The organism is Caballeronia sp. Lep1P3 (assembly GCF_022879595.1).
GTDB lineage: Bacteria > Pseudomonadota > Gammaproteobacteria > Burkholderiales > Burkholderiaceae > Caballeronia.
On sequence record NZ_CP084265.1, the window covers coordinates 995,746 to 1,014,453 of the forward strand.

Consider the following 18,708-nt stretch of genomic DNA (forward strand, 5'->3'; position numbering starts at 1 on the left):
CATTCGGCCAGGGTTCGCGCTCGAAGACCGGCCGATATAATTTTTCTTCACGCATCACGCTCAACCGGACGGCACCATGGACACATCGGCCGCGCGCCGCAATATTCTCGCGCGCATACGCAGCGCACAGGGCAGGCGAGGCGCGCCGACCGCAGCCGAACGCGCCGCCGCCGAAGACTACGTGGCGCATCATCCCGCTGGCCCGCGCCCGCCGCTTCCCGTCACGCGCGACGAACTGATTGCGCGTTTCCGTCTCGAAGCCGAGCGGCTCGCGACCACGGTCGCCGAAGTCGAGACGCTCGCGGACGCGCCCTCCGAAGCCGCGCGCTATCTCCACGCGCTCGATCTTCCGTCCGATGCCGTCGCGTGGCCCGCGCTTGGCGATCTTCCGTGGGCGCAAGCGGGCATTCAGGTGTCGCTGCGCAAGCCGGCCGACGCGGATCTCGTCGGCATCACGGGCTGCTTCTGCGCCACCGCCGAGACGGGCTCGCTCGTGCTGCTTTCCGGCGCGGACACGCCTGCATCGGGCGCGCTGCTGCCGCAGACGCACATCGCCATCGTGCCGGCCTCGCGCATCGTCGCGGCACACGAGGACGCCTTCGCGCTGATGCGCGCTGAACGCGGCGAACTGCCGCGCGCGGTCAACTTCGTGTCGGGGCCGTCGCGCACCGGCGATATCGAGCAGACCATCGTGCTGGGCGCGCATGGGCCGTATCGCGTGCATGTGATCGTCGTGCGGGGAGCGTGAGCATAGTGCGGCGTTTGTTTCTCGGTTTTTCGTTGCCGCTTTGCGCGATGTCCAGTGCTTCTGCCGCGCCGTTGGACGGCGCGTCCATGTCCGCTGCGTGGGGCATTCCGTTCGTCGGCATTCTGCTTTCCATTGCCATCTTTCCGCTCGTCGCGAAGAAGGTGTGGCATCACCACTTCGGCAAGATCGCCGCAGCGTGGGCGCTCGCGCTGCTGGCGCCGTTCGCGTGGGCGTTCGGCATGGACGCCGCGTTCGGCATGCTCGCGCACGCCATGCTCGCAGAGTACGTGCCGTTCATCATCCTGCTGGCGGCGCTCTACACCGTGGCGGGCGGCGTGTGCGTGCGCGGCAACCTGCACGGCTCGCCGCGCGTGAATACCGCGCTGCTCGCGCTGGGGACCGCGCTTGCGAGCGTCATGGGCACCACGGGCGCGGCGATGCTGCTGATCCGTCCACTGCTGCGCGCCAACGACAACCGCAAGCATGCCGTCCATGTGGTCGTGTTCTTCATCTTTCTGGTGGCGAACGCGGGTGGCTCGCTTTCGCCGCTCGGCGATCCACCGCTCTTTCTCGGCTTTCTGAACGGCGTCGGCTTCTTCTGGACGACGCTGCATCTCGCGCTCCCGATGCTCTTCATCTGCGGCGTGCTGCTCGCGCTGTTCTATGCGCTCGACAGCCACTACTGGCGCACGAAGGAGGAGCAAGGGCGCGCGTTTCTCGATCCGACGCCGGACACGCCGCGCCTCTTCATCGACGGCAAGGTGAACTTCGTGCTGCTCGCGCTCATCGTCGCGCTGGTGCTGATGAGCGGCGTGTGGAAGCCGGGCGTCGAATTCGACGTGCTCGGCACGCACGTCGCGCTGCAAAACGTCGTGCGCGATGGGGCGCTCGTGATCGTGCTCCTTGCATCGCTCGCGCTCACGCCGAAAAGCGCGCGCGCGGGCAACGCGTTCGACTGGGCGCCGATCGAGGAAGTCGCGAAGCTCTTCGCCGCCATCTTCGTGACCATCGCGCCGGTGATCGCGATTCTGCGCGCGGGCGAGGCGGGCGCGTTCGCGGCCATCGTGCATGCGGTGTCGGATGCGAACGGCAAGCCCGTGGACCTCGCGTATTTCTGGGCGACAGGGCTTCTGTCATCCTTTCTCGACAACGCGCCGACCTATCTCGTCTTCTTCAATCTCGCCGGCGGCGACGCCCAGGCGCTCATGACCACCGGCGCCACGACGCTTGCGGCGATCTCGGCGGGCGCGGTCTTCATGGGCGCGAACACGTATATCGGCAACGCGCCGAATTTCATGGTGAAGGCGATCGCGGAGTCGCGCGGCATCCGCATGCCGGGCTTCTTCGGCTATCTCGGCTGGTCGTGTGCCGTGCTGCTGCCGCTTTTCGCCGTCTCAGGCTGGCTATTTTTCTAGGAGCAATCGATGAAGAAAGTTCTTGTCGCGCGTCCCACGTTTCCCGATGTCATCGAGCGTCTGAAGCAGTATTTCGAAGTCGATGTGAACGAAGGCGAAGTGCTTCCTCAGGACGAATTCGCCCGCCGTCTCGCCGACAAGGACGGCGCGTTCACCGCTGGCGACGTCGTCGGCGAGAAGGAACTCGCGGGCGCGCCGAACCTGAAAGTCGTGGCGAACATGGCGGTCGGCTACAACAATTTCGACATGCACGCCTTCGACGCGCACGAGGTCCTCGGCACCAACACGCCGAACGTGCTCAACGAAACCACTGCCGATTTCGGCTGGGCGCTGATGATGGCGGCGGCGCGGCGCGTCACCGAGTCGGAGCACTTTCTGCGCGCGGGCAAGTGGAACAAGTGGTCGTTCGATTCGTTCCTCGGCGTGGATGTCTACGGCTCGACGCTCGGCGTGATCGGCATGGGACGCATCGGGCAGGCGCTTGCACGCCGCGCGCGCGGCTTCGACATGCGCGTGATCTATCACAACCGTTCGCGCGTCGCGCCCGAGATCGAAGCGGAACTGAACGCGGAGTATGCGTCGAAGGAGGACTTGCTCAAGCGCGCGGATCACGTCGCGCTGGTCGTGCCGTACTCGAAGGAAAGCCACCATACGATCGGCGCGGCCGAAATCGCGCTCATGAAACGCACGGCCACGCTGACGAACATCGCGCGCGGCGGAATCGTCGATGATGCGGCGCTGATCGAAGCGCTGCGCGATAAGCGCATCGCCGCGGCGGGCATCGACGTGTTCGAAGGCGAGCCGAATTTCAATCCCGACTTTCTCGCGCTCGAGAACGTCGTGCTGACGCCGCATATCGCGAGCGCCACGGAAGCCACGCGCCGCGCGATGGCGAACCTCGCCGCCGACAATCTCATCGCCGGTCTTGGCGAAGGCCCGCGCGCCGGCAATCCGCCGAACGCGATCAATCCGGGCGTGCTCAGAAAATGATCGAACTGCTGGCCGGCGCAGTCGCCGTCTTGGCGATCGCCCTCGTAATCGCGTTGATCGCGCTCTTCGCCGCGACGCGGCGAGCGGCGAACATCGATATCGACGAGGAATTCGCCGCGCTCACCGACCGCGTCAACGACATGGGCGAGGCGCACGCGCGCGCTCAGGAGCGCCTCGAACGCGGCTTGCGCGGCGATATCGCCGAGAACGCGCGCGTGTCGCGCATGGAATCGCAGGGCGGATTCGCGCAGTTTCATCAGACGCTCGCGACGCAACTGGCGAGCACGTCGAGCGTGCAGAACGCGCAGTTCGACGCGCTCGCGCAGCAGCTCGCGCAGCAAAGCCAGCAGGCGCGCGACGATCAGGGCAACGCGCTCAAGCGCTTCGCCGATTCCATGACGCTGCATCTCGCGCAGCTTTCCGAGGCCAACGATAGGCGGCTCGGTGAAGTGCGCGCGACGCTCGAAGCGCGTCTCAAGGACATCGAAGCAAACAATGCGGCGAAGCTCGAGGAAATGCGCCGCACGGTCGACGAAAAGCTGCACGCGACGCTGGAGCAGCGACTCGGCGAATCGTTCAGGCTGGTGTCGGACAGGCTCGAGCAGGTGCATCGCGGGCTGGGTGAAATGCAGTCGCTCGCGGCGGGCGTCGGCGATCTCAAGAAGGTGCTCACGAACGTGAAGACGCGCGGCATCTGGGGCGAAGTGCAGCTCGAATCGCTGCTGGAACAGCTACTGACGCCCGATCAGTACGCGAAAAACGTCGCGACAATTCCGAAGAGCAGCGAGCGCGTGGAGTTCGCCATCCGACTGCCGGGCCGGCATGACGCGCCGGGCGTGGCCGGTTCATCGGGCGATGTCGCGACGCCCGTGTGGTTGCCCATCGACGCGAAGTTTCCGCGCGAGGACTACGAGCGTCTCATCGACGCGCAGGAGCGCGCGGACGCGGTTGCGGCGGAAGAGGCGTCGCGCGCGCTGGAAGGGCGCTTGCGGGCCGAGGCGCGCGCCATCGCGCAGAAATACGTCGCGCCGCCGCATACCACCGACTTCGCGCTGCTTTTCCTGCCGACCGAAGGCTTGTACGCGGAAGTGCTGCGCCGCCCTGGACTCAGCGACTTTCTGCAGCGCGAGTATCGCGTGACGGTGGCCGGTCCGACGACGCTGACCGCGCTGCTCAACAGTCTGCAGATGGGCTTCAGGACGCTTGCCATCGAGAAGCGCTCGAGCGAGGTGTGGCAAGTGCTCGGCGCGGTGAAAACGGAGTTCGGCAAGTTCGGCGACGTGCTCGCGAAAACCAAGGCGCAACTCGAAACCGTCACGCGCTCCATCGAAGCGGCGCAAACGCGCACGCGTCAGATGGGCAAGCGCCTGCGCGACGTGGAGGCGCTGCCGCATGAACAGGCGGCGGGACTGCTCGGCGATGCATCGTCGCCCGAGAGCGACGACGAACTTTAGACACCGGCCTCAGGCCGCGCCGCTGGCGAGGCGTTCGAGCGAATCGCCCGTGATTCGCACGACGCGCCAGTCCGGCAGCACGGTCGCGCCCATCTTCTCGTAGAAGTCGATCGCGTTCTGGTTCCAATCCAGCACCGACCACTCGAAGCGCCCGCACTGACGCTCGACGGCGAGCGCGGCGAGCTTTTTGAGCATCATCGTGCCGAGGCCGCTGCCGCGCAGCGCGGGCCGCACGTAGAGGTCTTCGAGATAGAGACCGCGCTTGCTGAGAAACGTCGAGAAGTTATGGAAGAAGAGCGCATAGCCGACGACTTCGCCCGCCTGTTCCGCGACGAGCGCCTCGGCTGCCGGCCGCGCCCCGAAGAGCGCATCGTGCAGGCTGGCTTCGGTCGCGACGAACAGGTGCGTGAGCTTCTCGAACTCCGCGAGCTCGTACATCAGGCCGAACAGCGCGCCGATATCGGCGGGCGTGGCCGGGCGGATCGACGCGGCGCTCATGCTTCTTCCGGCGCGTCGGACAGCACGATTTCGATGCCGCCGAAACGCGACGCCACCCAGTTGTACGCGTGACACGCGATCCACAGCAGGACGAAGCCGAGAATCGCATTGAGCAGCAGCGCGCTCGTGACCGTGCTCACTTCGACCGAGCCGTATCGCACGAAGGCGACCACGACGCCAAGCAGCACGATCGGCACGCTGAACGTGAGGTACACGAGAATCAGCGCCTTCGCGGTCTGTCCCGGTGCGATGGATGAGATCTGCTTTTTCATGGAGGGAGAACCCCGTCTATCGATAGTAGGAATGGTTGTCGCTGCGGCGTCGCGCATGGGTCGGTTGCTCCGTCAGATGAGGCCGTTGAACGGCACGATGTTGACTTGTTCGCCCGCTTCGATGTCGGCGCGATCGTGTTCGAGCACGATGAAGCAGTTCGCTTCGCTCATCGAACTGAGCACGCCCGAACCTTGCGGGCCGGTCGTCACGACGCGCCACTCGCCCGCAGCGTCGCGCGTGGCGATGCCGCGCTGGAACTCCGTGCGGCCTGCGCGCTTGCGGATGCGCTCGATGCACGTCGCGCCGATGCGCAAAGCCGCCTCGGGCGTCGCGCCAGACATCGCAAGAAGCGCCTCGCGCACGATGAAGTAGAACGTCGCCATCACCGCGACCGGATTGCCCGGCAGCCCGAAAAAGAGCGCCGGCTTGCCCGTGCCCGCGCGCGGCCCCGACCACAGGCGGCCGAACGCGAGCGGGCGGCCGGGGCGCATCGCGATCTTCCAGAATGCGACGTCGCCGAGCGAACTCATCAGCTCGCGCGTGAAGTCCGCGTCGCCGACCGACACCCCGCCCGAACTGATGACGACATCCGCTGCTTCCGTCGCCTGACGCAGCGCCTTCTCGAGCGACGCGCGATCGTCGCGGACGATGCCGAGATCGAACGTATCGACACCGAGCCGGCGCAGCATCGCGAAGAGCGTGTAGCGGTTGCTGTCGTAGAGCGTGCCGGGCGCGAGCGTTTCGCCGACGGAGCGCAGTTCGTCGCCCGTCGAAAAGAACGCGACGACGAGGCGCTTCCTGACCGCCACTTCACCGATGCCGAGCGATGCGAGCAGGCCGAGATCGGAAGCCCGCACGATGCGGCCCGCGCGCAACGCCGGCTTGCCGCGCGCGAGGTCCTCGCCCGAGAGCCGCCGGTTCTGGCCCGCGTTCACGGCGCGTCGCGAGAAGCGAACGGCGTCGGCCTCGCGCGTAACGAGTTCCTGCGGCACGACCGTGTCGCAACCGGCGGGCATCAGCGCGCCCGTCATGATCCGCACGCACTCGCCCGCGTTCGGCTCGCCCGCGAAAGGCTGCCCGGCGAGCGCCGTGCCCGCCACGCTCAGTTGCAGCGTTTCGGGCGCGGACGCGAGCGCGGCGCCTGCGAACGCATAGCCGTCCATCGCGGAATTGTCGAAGGCGGGCACGTCGATGGGCGACACGACGTCATCGGCGAGCACGCGGTCGAGGGCATCGAAGAGACCGACGCGCTCGACCCGTTCGACGCGCGCTTCCTGCTCTCGCGGCATCGCCCATTGACGCACGATTTCCTGCGCAGCTTCGACGGGCAACGCGTTCGGGTCGTACTGAGCGACGCAACCGGACAGTGGCTTGGACGTGGTCATGAATCGGAGTGAGGTGCGGCGAGCGCTGCGCAAAGAGTCGGCTGCGAGGCCGCGTAATGAGGAACGCCGGATTGAGGAACGCCGGATTGAGGAACGCCGGATTGAAGGACGCCGGATGCTGACGCGCGATGTCGTGAAAGCGCCGTGGTTCCCGGACTACCGGCGCTCCAGATCGGCGAGCTGGCGCAAATCATTGATATTGTAAAACGCGCGGTCATCGTGAAATGGCACTTGCACCGCCTTGTGGCGCGCGTACCACGCGCGCACTTTGCGCTCGCCGGACGCGAGCGAGGCGTCGAGATCGTCCGCGAGCGAAGTCCGCATGAGCGCGAAAACCGGATGCGCGATGCGCTCGCCCGCCGCCTCGACGGTCACCGCATAGGCGATGTCCGCGCGCGCCTCATCGAGCGCCTGCGCGAGCCGCGCGCCGAGGTGTTCGTCGACGAATGGCGCGTCGCACGGCGCAGTCAGCAGAAACCCGGTCTGCGCGATGCGCAGCGCCGCCGCGATGCCCGCGAGCGGGCCGGGATAATCGGCGAGCGTATCGGCGATCACGCGAGCGCCGAAGGGCGCGGCCAGTTTCGCGTAGGCGTCGGCGTTGCGGTTGGCGCTCAAAAGCATCGCGCCGGCCTGAGGTGTGAGCCTGCGCAGGACGTGCAGCGCGAGCGGTTCGCCGCGAAACGGCTGCATGCCCTTGTCGACGCCGTCCATGCGCGAGCCGCGTCCGCCCGCGAGAACGAGTCCGGTGATGTTCGTAGAAAGCAGGGCGGCTGCGGTCACAAGTGGGATGCTCTTCAGCCGCCGATGTAGGACATTTCGACGCGCGGCGCGTCGTCCCGCGAAGGCGCCGACGCGCTGCCGCGCAATTGCGAGTAGCGGTCGCCGCGCGCTTCCCAGATTCGGGCGATGGCGGTCGCGATGGCATCGTCGCTTGCGCCGCTGCGGATCAGGCCGCGCAGATCGTGGCCGGCCGTCGCAAAGAGGCACAGATACAGCTTGCCTTCGGTGGAGAGGCGCGCGCGCGTGCACGAGCCGCAGAAGGCGCGCGTCACGCTCGAAATCACGCCGATCTCGCCGCCGCCGTCGCGATAGCCCCATCGCTGCGCGGTTTCGGCCGCCGTGTGCGCTTCGAGCGGCGCGAGCGGAAAATGCCCGGCGATGCGCTCGACGACTTGCGCCGACGGCAGCACTTCGCTCATGTTCCATCCGTTCGACGCGCCCACGTCCATATATTCGATGAAGCGCAGAATCATGCCGCTTCCCTTGAAGTGGCGCGCCATCGGGACGATTTCCTCGTCGTTCGTCCCGCGCTTGACCACCATGTTGACCTTGATCGGCGCGAGACCGGCGGCCTGCGCAGCCGCGATGCCGTCGAGCACGTCCGCGACGGCGAAGTCGGCGTCGTTCATGCGGCGAAAGAGGGCATCGTCGAGCGCGTCGAGGCTCACGGTGACGCGCGTCAGCCCCGCGTCCTTCAGCGACTGCGCCTTGCGCGCGAGCAGCGAACCGTTGGTGGTGAGCGTGACATCGAGCGCGCGGCCTTCCGGCGTGCGCAGCAGCGCGAGCCGCTCGATCAGAAATTCGATGTTCTTGCGCAAGAGCGGCTCGCCGCCCGTCAGCCGGATTTTCTCGACGCCATGTGCGACGAACACCCGCGCGAGCCGCTCGATTTCCTCGAACGACAGCAGCGCGGAGTGCGGCAGAAACGCGTAATCCTTGTCGAAGACTTCGCGTGGCATGCAGTAGACGCAGCGGAAGTTGCAGCGGTCCGTCACCGAAATGCGCAGATCGCGCAAGGGGCGCGCGAGCGTGTCCGTCAGCAGCCCGGTTGGCGACGACGACGCGCCGCCGGAGAAATCCGGTATCGCGCTGACATCGGCGAGGGGAATGATGCGTCGGGACATGGTGGCTCGTGCTCGGCTCGAAAGGTGCGCAATCGTGCGCAATTCGGATGCGCAATCGCTCTATTTTAGCGGAAGCGCGCTTATTCGGCCCGTCGCGCCGGGGGCGGCTCGCTCGGTTCCAACCAGTGACGGCACAAAAAAAGCGCCATCGAGTTGTCTCGATGGCGCTTTGCTCACTGCATCGCGCGTCGCCGCGCGGGTTGCGCTTCAGTTCGCGCTTTAGTTCGCGCTCTTGCCGGTTTCGACCTGCTGCATCGGCGCGGTGTCGAGCGGCGGAAGCGGCTTGCGCTCGCGCGGCGCGCGGGCCGGCGCCGGCTCGCGCGCTGCGGCGGCGTCGGCTTCGCGCAGCTTGTCGGCATCGGTGTTGACCCAGACGAGGCCGGCCGTCTCCAGCATCGGCTTGAGCGCTTCGGGCGTCGTCGCCGATGCAGCCGGCGCACGCGCGACCGCCGCGGTCTTGACCGGCTCGGATTCCACCGCGACTTGCGGCTGAATCGTCACTTGCGGCTTCGCGACCGGCGCGGCTTCGGGCTGGACCGGCTCAAGCGGCTGGATCGGCTCGATCGGCTCAAGCGGCTCGACTGCCGTCGCTGCCGGCGTCGAAGCGACGGCTGCCGTTTTCACCGGCTCGGAGACCTGAGCGGCTTCGTTGGCTTCGGCGCTTTCGGCGGCTTTCACGGGCTCCGCGGCTGCAGCCGGCTTCGGCTCTTGCTCTGCGACCGGTGCGAACGGATCGGCAACCTGCGTCGACTCGATCTTCGGCGACGCCCCGAACGGATTCTCGACGGCCGGCGCAGGCGCGGGCTTCGCGAAAATGTCGGGCGCGGGCGCCGCTTCCGGCTTCACTTGCGCGTCTGCTTCAGCCTTCGCCTCGGACACATCCGCTTGCGGGGGCGCTTCGACCGGCGCGATTGCCTCAGGCTTCGCGTCGCCGATTTGCGCGACCGGCTGCTCATGCGGCTGCTCATGCGCTTGCTCAGCGGCAGGGCGCGTCTCGCGGCGCGCAGCGGCTTCCTGCGCGGCTTCGGCATCGAACACGCCGGCTTGCGCGGACATGCTTTCAGCGGCGCCTTCGGCTTCGGCGACATCGGCTGCATGGTTGACGGTCATGCCTTCCTCGTCGCGATCGCGGCGGCCACCACGACGGCCACGGCGGCGGCGACGGCGCTCCTCGCCCTCACGCGCGGCGGCGGACAGGTCGGCGGAGGCGGCGTCGATGCCTTGCTGCGTGACATCGGCATCCAGTTGCGGCGTCTCGACGATGTCGGATGCAACCGTCTCGCTTTGCGTCAGCGCTTCGACTGCGGCTTCCGGCTGGGCCTTGCGACGCTCGCCGCGTTCGGGGCGTTCCGTCCGCTCGGCGCGTTCGCCACGTTCCGGGCGTTCGGCACGTTCGCGTCGTTCCTGACGCTCTGCCGCTTCGGGACGGGCAGCGCGCTCTGCGTTCCGCTCCTGCCCGCGATCGCGTGCTTCGCGCGGTTCGCGAGCCTCGCGCGGTTCGCGTGCTTCACGCGGCTCGCGGGTTTCACGTGTTTCGCGCGGTTCGCGAGCCTCACGCGGTTCGCGTGCCTCGCGCGGTTCACGCGCCTCACGCGGCTCGCGTACTTCGCGCAACTCGCGGCCTTCGCGCGCATTGCGTCCTTCGCGTTCCTCGCGGCGCGCGCCCTGGCGCGCTGCGCCATTACCGCCCGCCGACGCGCCCGCGGTACCCACCGCCGCGCCTTCGCGACCGGCGCCGCCGCGACGATTCCGGTTGCGATCGCCGCCGCCCGCGCGTTCGCCGCGCTCGGCGCGCTCACGCTGCGGACGCGCCGCCGGTTGCGCTTCGACCGGCGCGGGCGCCGGCTTCACTTCGGGCTGGATACCGAACAGATTCTTGATCCACGCGATGAAACCGCCGCTCGCCGGCACAGGCGCCGGAGCGGGCGCGGGCGCGGCTTCGACCGGTGCGGGTTTCACCGGCGCGCTCGGCGCCGGCTTTTCGGGCGTGATGCCCTTCACAGCCGCTTCCTGCTTCGGCTTCACTTCCTCGGTGCGCTTGCTGTAACCCGTTTCGGATTCCAGTTCGCTCGCCGCTTCGACGGCCATCTTCCACGACGCGCGCGGGTCGTCGAGGCGTGCATCGTCGTGACGCAGCCGCTCCAGCTTGTAATGCGGCGTCTCCAGATGCTTGTTCGGGATCAGAACGACGGCGACCTTGAAGCGCGACTCGATCTTGTTGATCTCCGAGCGCTTTTCGTTGAGCAGGAAGGCGGTGACTTCGACCGGCACCTGGCAATGGATCGCCGCGGTGTTTTCCTTCATCGCTTCTTCCTGAATGATCCGCAGCACTTGCAGCGCGGACGATTCGGTGTCGCGGATATGGCCGGTTCCATTGCAACGCGGGCACGTCACATGGCTGCCCTCGGAGAGCGCCGGACGCAGACGCTGACGCGACAGTTCCATCAAACCGAAGCGCGAAATCTTGCCCATCTGCACGCGGGCGCGGTCGTGCTTCAACGCGTCTTTCAGGCGTTGCTCGACTTCGCGCTGGCTCTTGGCCGATTCCATGTCGATGAAGTCGATCACGATCAGCCCGCCCAGATCGCGCAGGCGAAGCTGGCGCGCCACTTCGTCGGCGGCTTCGAGATTCGTGCGCGTCGCGGTTTCCTCGATGTCCGCGCCCTTGGTCGCGCGCGCCGAGTTCACGTCGATGGCGACGAGCGCCTCGGTGTGATCGATCACGATCGCGCCGCCGGAAGGCAGCGGCACCGTGCGCGAGTACGCCGTTTCGATCTGATGCTCGATCTGGAAGCGCGAGAAGAGCGGCACGTCGTCGTGATAGCGCTTCACCTTTTGCAGGTTGTCGGGCATCACGATATCCATGAAGGCGCGCGCCTGATCATGGATTTCGGTCGTGTCGATGAGAATTTCGCCGATATCCGGCTGGAAGTAGTCGCGAATCGCGCGGATGACGAGGCTCGATTCGAGATAAATCAGCATCGGCTGGCCGGCGACGCCGCTCTGCGACGCGGCTTCGATCGCGCGCCACAGTTGCATCAGGTAGTTCAGGTCCCACTGCAGCTCTTCAGCCGTGCGGCCGATGCCCGCCGTGCGCGCGATGATGCTCATGCCTTCCGGCAATTCGAGCTGCGCCATGGTTTCGCGCAGTTCCTGCCGCTCGTCGCCTTCGATGCGGCGCGACACGCCGCCGCCGCGCGGGTTGTTCGGCATCAGAACGAGATAGCGGCCGGCGAGCGAGATGAACGTGGTCAGCGCCGCGCCCTTATTGCCGCGCTCTTCCTTCTCGACCTGAACGATCAGTTCCTGGCCTTCGCGGAGTGCATCCTGAATGCGCGCGGAGCGCATATCGACGCCGTCGCGGAAATACTGGCGGGCGACTTCCTTGAACGGCAGGAAGCCGTGGCGGTCCTCGCCGTAGTTGACGAAGCAGGCTTCGAGCGACGGCTCGATGCGGGTGACGACTCCCTTGTAGATGTTGCCTTTGCGCTGTTCGCGCCCGGCGGTTTCGATGTCGATATCGATGAGCTTCTGCCCATCGACGATGGCGACGCGGAGTTCTTCCTGCTGCGTCGCATTGAACAGCATGCGTTTCATTGAACGGCTCCAGAGCGGCTATGCCGTCCCTCGTCTTGCGAATCGCCGCCGGTGAATCGACATCGGGCGCGCGAAGCGGGAGGGCGGACATGCCGCGCTTATTGTGTGTTGTCACAAAGCACGCTGGAGCGGGACATCTGGCGGGAGAATTGCCGAAAGCGGGCCTCGATCCGACGAACGCGGCGGCCGGGCCATGGGGCACATGCGACAACGGAAGGCGCGCAGGGGCGATGCGGCCCGCGGTGAGGACGAACGGCGGCGCTCGGGATTCCGCGTCTCAAAATGGACGCGCCGAACCCGCTGCGCTCTTCATACAGAGCCTTTTTCCTCCCGACGGCGACCGCGAACGGAAGAGCGGTAGCGGTATCTCTCGACACCGGCGCAAACCGGCGTGACCCGGCGCGATGCTTCGTTACCGATCTTCGTTGTCGCGTACATGCCGCGCGGCTGCCGCGGGCAGATTGCCCCGCCGGCTTGCCGTGTCTCGCCTCGTTGCGACGCTTGTTTCGCGCCTCGCGCTTCGCCGGAATCAGCGCAGCAGCGAGTTGCGTCGCCAGTTGTTCGCAAATCGGCGAGCGCCGGTGTGCCGTCTTCGCCCCATGCTCATGGCAGGGCTGAATCGGGCAGCCCCCGGATTCAACGCCGGGGTGTCACCGCTTCTCGCCGATAAAATTCTTTTTGACCAGAAATCCGTTACCGATCGGCGATCGACCCGACCGAACGCGCCTGTGGGCGCCGTCCCTGCCGGTGATATCGCCGTGCGTGCAACTCGTTGCTCATTTACCGGGCGAGCAACCGGCCCTGGGCGCAAGTAAAATGATGGTTTATCGCTTGCACCGTGCTTGCACCTTTACAGTCTGATCAATCGTGGCGGAGGCTCGTTCTCATCGAGAGATTGCCGCCGCCCTTCAGGCTGCTCGCAAATTATATTCAGAATGAATGAGTTAGGCAAAATATCCCATAAACAGGTCGCAAGCGAGCAAGTGTCGATGATCGAAGTCGACGAATCCGCCGCCGGTCAGCGTATCGATAATTTCCTGTTGCGCGTCTGCAAGGGCGTGCCCAAGAGTCATATCTACCGGATTTTGCGCAGCGGCGAAGTGCGCGTGAACAAGGGACGCATCGACGCCGCATATCGGCTGGAACTGGGCGATCTCGTGCGCGTGCCGCCAATCCGCACCGCCCAGGCGGACGAAGTGCCGGTTTCGTCGAACGCGCCCGCAGCCGAATTCCCGATTATTTTCGAAGACGATCATCTCATCGTCATCGACAAACCTTCGGGCGTCGCCGTGCATGGCGGCAGCGGCGTCGCGTTCGGCGTCATCGAGCAGTTGCGCAACGCGCGGCCGCACGCGAAGTTTCTCGAACTGGTGCATCGGCTGGACCGCGAAACGTCCGGCGTGCTGATGCTCGCCAAAAAGCGCGCGGCGCTCGTCCATCTGCACGAGCAGATTCGCGAAAACCGCGTCGATAAGCGTTATTACGCGGTCGGTCACGGACAATGGCCGAGCGACTGGGGCCGGCGGCGCATCGTCAAGGCGCCGCTGCACAAGTACGTGGCGGCGGACGGCGAGCGGCGCGTGCGCGTGCAGGAGAACGGCTTGCCGTCGCATACGGTCTTCAATCTGATCGAGCGCTGGGGCGACTACGCGTGGGTGGAGGCCGAACTCAAGACCGGCCGCACGCACCAGATTCGCGTGCACATGCAGAGCATCGGCCTGCCTATCGCCGGCGACGCGAAATACGGCGACTTCGCGCTCAACAAGGAACTCGCGCGGCCGAACGCGATGCCGTCGCTCAAACGCATGTTTCTGCACGCGTTTCGCCTCAAAATCACGCATCCGGCGACGGGCGCGCCGCTGCAGCTCGAAGCGCCGCTGCCCGCCGAATGCCGGCGTTTCATCGAACAACTCAAAAACCGCGAGACATAAATGGCCCGGCAGCAATTCGATTTGATCGTCTTCGACTGGGACGGCACGCTCATGGATTCGACCGTCCACATCGCGCGCAGCATTCAGGCCGCGTGCCGCGACCTCGGCCTGCCGGTTCCCGCCGACGAATCCGCGAGTTTCGTGATTGGCCTCGGGCTCAAGGACGCGCTGCAAATCTGCGCGCCGACGCTCGATCCGAAGGACTATCCGCGCCTCGCCGAGCGGTATCGCTTCCATTTCCTGACCACGGGCCAGCAAACCGAACTCTTCGGCGGCGTGCGCGAACTGCTGCAGGAACTGCGCGACGAAGGCTATTTCCTGGCGGTCGCGACGGGCAAGAGCCGCGTCGGGCTGAACCGCGCGCTCGATCAGTCGCGGCTCACGAGCCTCTTCGACGGCACGCGCTGCGCCGACGAAACCTTCTCGAAGCCGCATCCCGCGATGCTTCAGGAACTCACGCGCGAACTGGGGCAGGATTTGTCGCGCACGCTGATGATCGGCGACACCACGCACGATCTGCAAATGGCCATCAACGCGGGCGCAGCGGGCGTGGGCGTCGCTTACGGCGCGCATCCGGCGGATTCGCTCGCGGCGCTCGAGCCGCGCTTTTGCGCGGATAGCGTCGCGTCGCTCGCCGGCTGGCTGCGGGAGCACGCATGAGCGATGCAGGCAACGCGGTGCGCGTGTGCGCGTCCGATGAACTCGTCGACGGCGGCGCGGGCGTGCGCATCAACGCGAAGGAAGCGAGCGGCGAGGCGGTCGTCTTCTTCGTGCGTTTCGACGGCAAGGCCTACGGCTATCTGAACCGCTGCGCGCACGTTCCGATGGAACTCGACTGGGCCGAAGGCCAGTTCTTCGAAAGCTCGGGGCTTTATCTGATGTGCGCGACGCACGGCGCGATCTACGAGCCGGACACCGGAAAGTGCGTCGGCGGCCCGTGCCGCGGCGCGCGGCTCCGGCCCGTCGCGGTCGAAGAACGCGAGACGCCGGAAGGCCGCGCGGTCTTCTGGCTGCCCGACGACACGCTCAGCCCCGCCTGATTTCCCTTTTTCTTTTCTGACCCGGCTTCACGACCGGAAGACCACGCATGTCCGACAACCTTTCGCCCAATCCGCGCCGCGACGACCACTGGGAACGCGACGCGCTCGAGCGCATTGCGCTCGCCGCCATCCGCGAGCAGCGCGCCGCGCGCCGCTGGCGCATCTTCTTTCGCTTCGTCTTTCTCGCGGTCATCCTGCTGATCGCGTGGGGCGTGTTCGATTTCACCGGCGATCGCGTGACGAAATCCGGCAAGCACACCGCGCTCATCGACATGCAGGGCGAGATCGCCGCGAACAGCGACGCGAGCGCCGACAACATCGACGCCGCGCTCGAAAGCGCATTCGAGGACGAAGGCACGGCGGGCGTGATCCTGCGCATCAACAGTCCGGGCGGCAGTCCGGTGCAGGCGGGCATCATCAATCGCGACATTCGCCGGCTGCGCGCGAAGTATCCGAAGACGCCGCTCTATGTCGTCGTCGACGACATGTGCGCGTCCGGCGGCTATTACGTCGCGGCGGCGGCGGACCGGATTTACGTCGATAAAGCCAGCATCGTCGGGTCGATCGGCGTGCTGATGGACGGTTTCGGCTTCACCGGACTCATGGACAAGCTGGGCGTACAGCGGCGCATGCACACGTCAGGCGCGAACAAGGGCGCGTTCGATCCGTTTTCGCCCGAAACGCCGCAAATGACCGCGCACGCGCAGGACATGCTCGACCAGATTCACGCGCAGTTCATCGACGCCGTAAAAGAGGGGCGCGGCAAGCGCCTGAAGGACGATCCGGACCTGTTCTCCGGCATGTTCTGGACGGGCGAAAAGAGCGTGGCGCTCGGCCTGGCCGACGGCTTCGGCGACGCCGACTACGTCGCGCGCGAAGTCATCAAACAAACCGATATCGTCGATTACACGCAGAAGGAGAGCATCGGCGAGCGCGTGGTGCGTCGCTTCGGAGCCTCCGTGGGCGATGCCGCCGTGCGCGCGCTCACGCTCGGCGGCAAGCTGCAATTGCGCTGACGCGCTACGACGCGAGCAGCAGAAAGATCGCCGGGCGCTTGTGCAGGTCCGGCGCGGCCTGCTTTTTCCAGTCCGCCGCCGTGCGCGTGACGATGGTTTCGCCGGCAAGTGTCAGATCGACGGCCACGCAGATCAGCGTGGAAGGCGCGCACGTCGCGACGAGCGTGTCGAGCATCGCGCGATTGCGGTACGGCGTTTCGATGAAAATCTGCGTCTGGTTCGCCTTGCGCGACAGTTGTTCCAGTTCGCGCAGGCGCTTGCCGCGCTCGCCGGCATCGACGGGTAGATAGCCGTTGAACGCGAAGCTCTGGCCGTTCATGCCCGAGGCCATCAGCGCGAGCAGAATCGAACTCGGCCCGACGAAGGGCACCACCTTGACGCCGCGCGCGTGCGCGCGCCGCACGAGCAGTGCGCCCGGATCCGCGACGGCGGGGCAGCCGGCTTCAGAGACGAGGCCCGCGTCGGCGCCCGCGAGAATCGGCGCGAGCAGTTTGTCGATCTCGGCGGGCGGCGTGTTCACGTTCAGTTCGCGAATCTCGATTTCCTGAATCGGCCGTTGCGTGCCGACTTTCTTGAGAAACGCACGCGTGGTTTTCGCGTTTTCGCCGATGTAATAGCCGAGCGCCGCCGCCTGCGCGCGCACCGGCTCCGGCAGAACGTGCGCGAGCGCGGCGGCGTCGCCTTCGCCGAGCGTGTTCGGAATCAAATAGAGAACGCCGCTCATGCCGCCCCCAGCATCGGAAAACGCACGGCGCGCAGCATCTTCGCGAGCGCGATGAGCGGCAAGCCGATGAGCGCGGTCGGGTCGTCGGACGCGATCGCGTCGAGCAGCGCGATGCCCAGACCCTCGGATTTCGCGCTGCCCGCGCAGTCGTAGGGCGTTTCGGCGCGCAGATACGCTTCGATTTCGGCGTCGGAATAATCGCGGAAGCGCACGCGCGTGACGATGTCGGCGGATTGCACGTCGCCCGTGCGCGCGTCGAAGAGGGCGAGCGCGCTGTGAAACTCGACGCTGCGGCCGCGCATCGACCGAAGCTGCGCGACGGCGTTTTCGTGCGTGCCCGGCTTGCCGATCTGACGGCCATCGAAGGTCGCAACCTGATCGGACCCGATGACGAGCGCGTTGCCCGCATCGGCGATGCGTTGCGCGGCCGCGCGCGCCTTCGCAATGGAAAGCCGCACGGCGGTGGCTTCGGGCGTCTCGCCGGGGAGCGGCGTTTCGTCGATATCGGGCGAAACGACGTCGAACGGAACGCGCAGGCGTTCGAGCAACTCGCGCCGATACGGCGAACTGGACGCCAGGACGAGGCGCGGTGAGGTGGGAATCGGCATGGAAAAATCAGGGACGGTGGAAGAAAAACGACGCGTCGCGCGCGCAGCCTTAACTATTTGACTCGAAAGAACAAAGACTATATGATTTTGGGCTTTTCATCGCCTGGTCAGCTTCGCTTTGGCTGATGAGCTTTGCGAGCTCTAGAGTTCGCGCCGACGCTCAAAGAACCTGAAGCAATCTGTACGAACGCAGGACGATGCAATTCGGGCAAGCCACGCCTGCCTTTCGGCGGCGGCCGGTGCATACTTGCACCGTGGCACATCCGGCAGAATGCGGCTAAAACGTGGCGCATTGCACGTCAGCATTTCGATGCAGGCGCCGGCCCGATAAAACTGAATTGCGCTGAAAAGCACGTATAACGCACGGCATGAGGCAGGAGCGCACATGACTCAGAATCCTGGCAAACCTGCGAGCCCCGCCGATCTGCGCGCGCTCGACATTTACGACTTCGCCGAGAACAAACGGCAGGCGGCCGGCGCGCTGCGCGTATCGCAAATGCCGCGCATGTTAGCCGAAGTGCCGGCGGAAGCGCCAGAGGACGACACGGTCTTCACCTGGCAGGGCGAGGGCTCGACCCAGCCGGAATTGCAGGACGACGGCACGGAAGCGCCGCAGCCTTATCTGCGCCTCGCGGTGCATGGCTCGGTGTGGCTGACGTGTCAGCGCTGTCTTTCGCCGTATTCGCAGCATCTCGACGTCGACGCGACGTACCGGATCGTGGCGACGGAGGAAGAAGCGGACGAATATCCGCTCGACGAAGATGAAATCGAAGTGATCGTCGGCTCGCGCCAGTTCGATCTCGTCGACTTGATCGAAGAAGAGTTGTTGCTTTCCTTGCCGCTCGTGCCCAAGCACAGCGTCTGTCCCGAAGTGCACGAGAGTCTGCTTTCGGGCAGCGTAGAGGGCGAGGCCGAAGAAAGCGGCGAGGAAGAAGCTGAGAAACCGAATCCGTTTGCCGTTCTGGAGAAGCTCAAGACGAGCGGTCCGGAGGGCAAGAAGCATTGATGGTGCAGTGGGGCGCAGTTAGGCCGCACGCAATCTCCCGCTTCGAGCGGTGGTCCGGGAAGGCCGGGGTTCCTTCGCGAACGCGGAGGCTGGCCGCCCTGTGTTAGAATTCGCAAAAT

The 18,708-nt window shown here is 66.1% G+C and carries 17 protein-coding genes; 9 read left to right on the plus strand and 8 right to left on the minus strand.

Annotated features, from left to right (window positions below; genetic code table 11):
- Positions 1 to 76: 76 nt before the first annotated feature.
- From LDZ27_RS04660 to LDZ27_RS04675, 4 genes are read left to right on the plus strand one after another with little or no spacing between them, the layout of a single operon-like run.
- Positions 77 to 748: a lactate utilization protein C gene (locus LDZ27_RS04660; RefSeq protein WP_244815546.1), complete on the plus strand. Its 672-nt coding sequence runs from the start codon at positions 77 to 79 to the stop codon at positions 746 to 748.
- Between the two features lie 47 nt (positions 749 to 795).
- A complete protein-coding gene (locus LDZ27_RS04665) occupies positions 796 to 2,163 on the plus strand; it encodes a sodium:proton antiporter (protein ID WP_244815547.1) in 1,368 nt (455 codons plus the stop codon).
- A gap of 9 nt (positions 2,164 to 2,172) precedes the next feature.
- Positions 2,173 to 3,153: a D-glycerate dehydrogenase gene (locus LDZ27_RS04670; RefSeq protein WP_244815548.1), complete on the plus strand. Its 981-nt coding sequence runs from the start codon at positions 2,173 to 2,175 to the stop codon at positions 3,151 to 3,153.
- Positions 3,150 to 4,607: a DNA recombination protein RmuC gene (locus LDZ27_RS04675; protein ID WP_244815549.1), complete on the plus strand. Its 1,458-nt coding sequence runs from the start codon at positions 3,150 to 3,152 to the stop codon at positions 4,605 to 4,607. Before LDZ27_RS04670 ends, LDZ27_RS04675 begins: the two co-directional genes overlap by 4 nt.
- 9 nt (positions 4,608 to 4,616) lie before the next feature.
- On the opposite strand, the gene LDZ27_RS04680 is transcribed toward LDZ27_RS04675, so the two are convergent.
- The 6 genes from LDZ27_RS04680 to LDZ27_RS04705 form a co-directional block, all read right to left on the minus strand.
- Positions 4,617 to 5,105: a GNAT family N-acetyltransferase gene (locus LDZ27_RS04680; RefSeq protein WP_244815550.1), complete on the minus strand. Its 489-nt coding sequence runs from the start codon at positions 5,103 to 5,105 to the stop codon at positions 4,617 to 4,619.
- On the minus strand, positions 5,102 to 5,377 hold the full coding sequence (locus tag LDZ27_RS04685) for a hypothetical protein (protein WP_049655276.1): 276 nt from the start codon (positions 5,375 to 5,377) through the stop codon (positions 5,102 to 5,104). The genes LDZ27_RS04680 and LDZ27_RS04685 overlap by 4 nt, the downstream gene beginning before the upstream one ends.
- Positions 5,378 to 5,449: 72 nt before the next feature.
- Positions 5,450 to 6,763 carry a gephyrin-like molybdotransferase Glp gene (gene glp, locus LDZ27_RS04690; protein WP_244815551.1) on the minus strand — a complete coding sequence of 438 codons (1,314 nt, stop codon included), beginning with the start codon at positions 6,761 to 6,763 and terminating at the stop codon, positions 5,450 to 5,452.
- A 156-nt stretch (positions 6,764 to 6,919) separates the two neighbouring features.
- A complete protein-coding gene (gene mobA, locus LDZ27_RS04695) occupies positions 6,920 to 7,474 on the minus strand; it encodes a molybdenum cofactor guanylyltransferase MobA (protein ID WP_370653391.1) in 555 nt (184 codons plus the stop codon).
- An 83-nt stretch (positions 7,475 to 7,557) separates the two neighbouring features.
- Positions 7,558 to 8,667, minus strand: a complete 1,110-nt coding sequence (gene moaA, locus LDZ27_RS04700) for a GTP 3',8-cyclase MoaA (protein ID WP_244815553.1) — start codon at positions 8,665 to 8,667, stop codon at positions 7,558 to 7,560.
- A 219-nt stretch (positions 8,668 to 8,886) separates the two neighbouring features.
- Positions 8,887 to 12,264, minus strand: a complete 3,378-nt coding sequence (locus tag LDZ27_RS04705) for an Rne/Rng family ribonuclease (protein ID WP_244815554.1) — start codon at positions 12,262 to 12,264, stop codon at positions 8,887 to 8,889.
- 935 nt (positions 12,265 to 13,199) lie between these two features.
- On the opposite strand from LDZ27_RS04705, the gene LDZ27_RS04710 reads away from it, so the two are divergent.
- Genes LDZ27_RS04710 through LDZ27_RS04725 form a run of 4 tightly spaced genes read left to right on the plus strand, consistent with a single transcriptional unit; the run spans position 13,200 to position 16,251 of the window.
- On the plus strand, positions 13,200 to 14,195 hold the full coding sequence (locus LDZ27_RS04710) for an RluA family pseudouridine synthase (protein ID WP_244815555.1): 996 nt from the start codon (positions 13,200 to 13,202) through the stop codon (positions 14,193 to 14,195).
- The gene (locus tag LDZ27_RS04715) at positions 14,196 to 14,855 is read left to right on the plus strand and encodes an HAD-IA family hydrolase (protein ID WP_244815556.1); all 660 of its coding nucleotides are present in this window, start codon (positions 14,196 to 14,198) and stop codon (positions 14,853 to 14,855) included.
- Complete coding sequence (locus tag LDZ27_RS04720; RefSeq protein ID WP_244815557.1) at positions 14,852 to 15,235, plus strand: Rieske 2Fe-2S domain-containing protein; 384 nt, start codon at positions 14,852 to 14,854, stop codon at positions 15,233 to 15,235. The genes LDZ27_RS04715 and LDZ27_RS04720 overlap by 4 nt, the downstream gene beginning before the upstream one ends.
- A gap of 47 nt (positions 15,236 to 15,282) precedes the next feature.
- Positions 15,283 to 16,251, plus strand: a complete 969-nt coding sequence (locus LDZ27_RS04725; RefSeq protein ID WP_244815558.1) for a S49 family peptidase — start codon at positions 15,283 to 15,285, stop codon at positions 16,249 to 16,251.
- Between the two features lie 4 nt (positions 16,252 to 16,255).
- Here the strand turns inward: LDZ27_RS04725 and LDZ27_RS04730 are convergent, their stop codons facing one another.
- Positions 16,256 to 16,975, minus strand: coding sequence for an SAM-dependent methyltransferase (locus LDZ27_RS04730; protein ID WP_244815559.1), 720 nt, complete (start codon positions 16,973 to 16,975; stop codon positions 16,256 to 16,258).
- On the minus strand, positions 16,972 to 17,583 hold the full coding sequence (locus LDZ27_RS04735; RefSeq protein WP_244815560.1) for a Maf-like protein: 612 nt from the start codon (positions 17,581 to 17,583) through the stop codon (positions 16,972 to 16,974). Before LDZ27_RS04735 ends, LDZ27_RS04730 begins: the two co-directional genes overlap by 4 nt.
- A gap of 385 nt (positions 17,584 to 17,968) precedes the next feature.
- Between LDZ27_RS04735 and LDZ27_RS04740 the strand changes: the two genes are divergently transcribed.
- Entirely contained in the window at positions 17,969 to 18,589 is a 621-nt protein-coding gene (locus LDZ27_RS04740) for a DUF177 domain-containing protein (protein WP_244815561.1), read from the plus strand.
- Positions 18,590 to 18,708: the final 119 nt, after the last annotated feature.

What these genes read in the sequence shown, in the direction of transcription:
- LDZ27_RS04660 (WP_244815546.1), top strand. Translation starts at nt 77, where the DNA reads ATGGACACATCGGCCGCGCGCCGCAATATTCTCGCGCGCATACGCAGC.
- LDZ27_RS04665 (WP_244815547.1), top strand. Translation starts at nt 796, where the DNA reads ATGTCCAGTGCTTCTGCCGCGCCGTTGGACGGCGCGTCCATGTCCGCT.
- LDZ27_RS04670 (WP_244815548.1), top strand. Translation starts at nt 2,173, where the DNA reads ATGAAGAAAGTTCTTGTCGCGCGTCCCACGTTTCCCGATGTCATCGAG.
- LDZ27_RS04675 (WP_244815549.1), top strand. Translation starts at nt 3,150, where the DNA reads ATGATCGAACTGCTGGCCGGCGCAGTCGCCGTCTTGGCGATCGCCCTC.
- LDZ27_RS04680 (WP_244815550.1), bottom strand. Translation starts at nt 5,105, where the DNA reads ATGAGCGCCGCGTCGATCCGCCCGGCCACGCCCGCCGATATCGGCGCG.
- LDZ27_RS04685 (WP_049655276.1), bottom strand. Translation starts at nt 5,377, where the DNA reads ATGAAAAAGCAGATCTCATCCATCGCACCGGGACAGACCGCGAAGGCG.
- glp (WP_244815551.1), bottom strand. Translation starts at nt 6,763, where the DNA reads ATGACCACGTCCAAGCCACTGTCCGGTTGCGTCGCTCAGTACGACCCG.
- mobA (WP_370653391.1), bottom strand. Translation starts at nt 7,474, where the DNA reads ATGGACGGCGTCGACAAGGGCATGCAGCCGTTTCGCGGCGAACCGCTC.
- moaA (WP_244815553.1), bottom strand. Translation starts at nt 8,667, where the DNA reads ATGTCCCGACGCATCATTCCCCTCGCCGATGTCAGCGCGATACCGGAT.
- LDZ27_RS04705 (WP_244815554.1), bottom strand. Translation starts at nt 12,264, where the DNA reads ATGAAACGCATGCTGTTCAATGCGACGCAGCAGGAAGAACTCCGCGTC.
- LDZ27_RS04710 (WP_244815555.1), top strand. Translation starts at nt 13,200, where the DNA reads ATGAATGAGTTAGGCAAAATATCCCATAAACAGGTCGCAAGCGAGCAA.
- LDZ27_RS04715 (WP_244815556.1), top strand. Translation starts at nt 14,196, where the DNA reads ATGGCCCGGCAGCAATTCGATTTGATCGTCTTCGACTGGGACGGCACG.
- LDZ27_RS04720 (WP_244815557.1), top strand. Translation starts at nt 14,852, where the DNA reads ATGAGCGATGCAGGCAACGCGGTGCGCGTGTGCGCGTCCGATGAACTC.
- LDZ27_RS04725 (WP_244815558.1), top strand. Translation starts at nt 15,283, where the DNA reads ATGTCCGACAACCTTTCGCCCAATCCGCGCCGCGACGACCACTGGGAA.
- LDZ27_RS04730 (WP_244815559.1), bottom strand. Translation starts at nt 16,975, where the DNA reads ATGAGCGGCGTTCTCTATTTGATTCCGAACACGCTCGGCGAAGGCGAC.
- LDZ27_RS04735 (WP_244815560.1), bottom strand. Translation starts at nt 17,583, where the DNA reads ATGCCGATTCCCACCTCACCGCGCCTCGTCCTGGCGTCCAGTTCGCCG.
- LDZ27_RS04740 (WP_244815561.1), top strand. Translation starts at nt 17,969, where the DNA reads ATGACTCAGAATCCTGGCAAACCTGCGAGCCCCGCCGATCTGCGCGCG.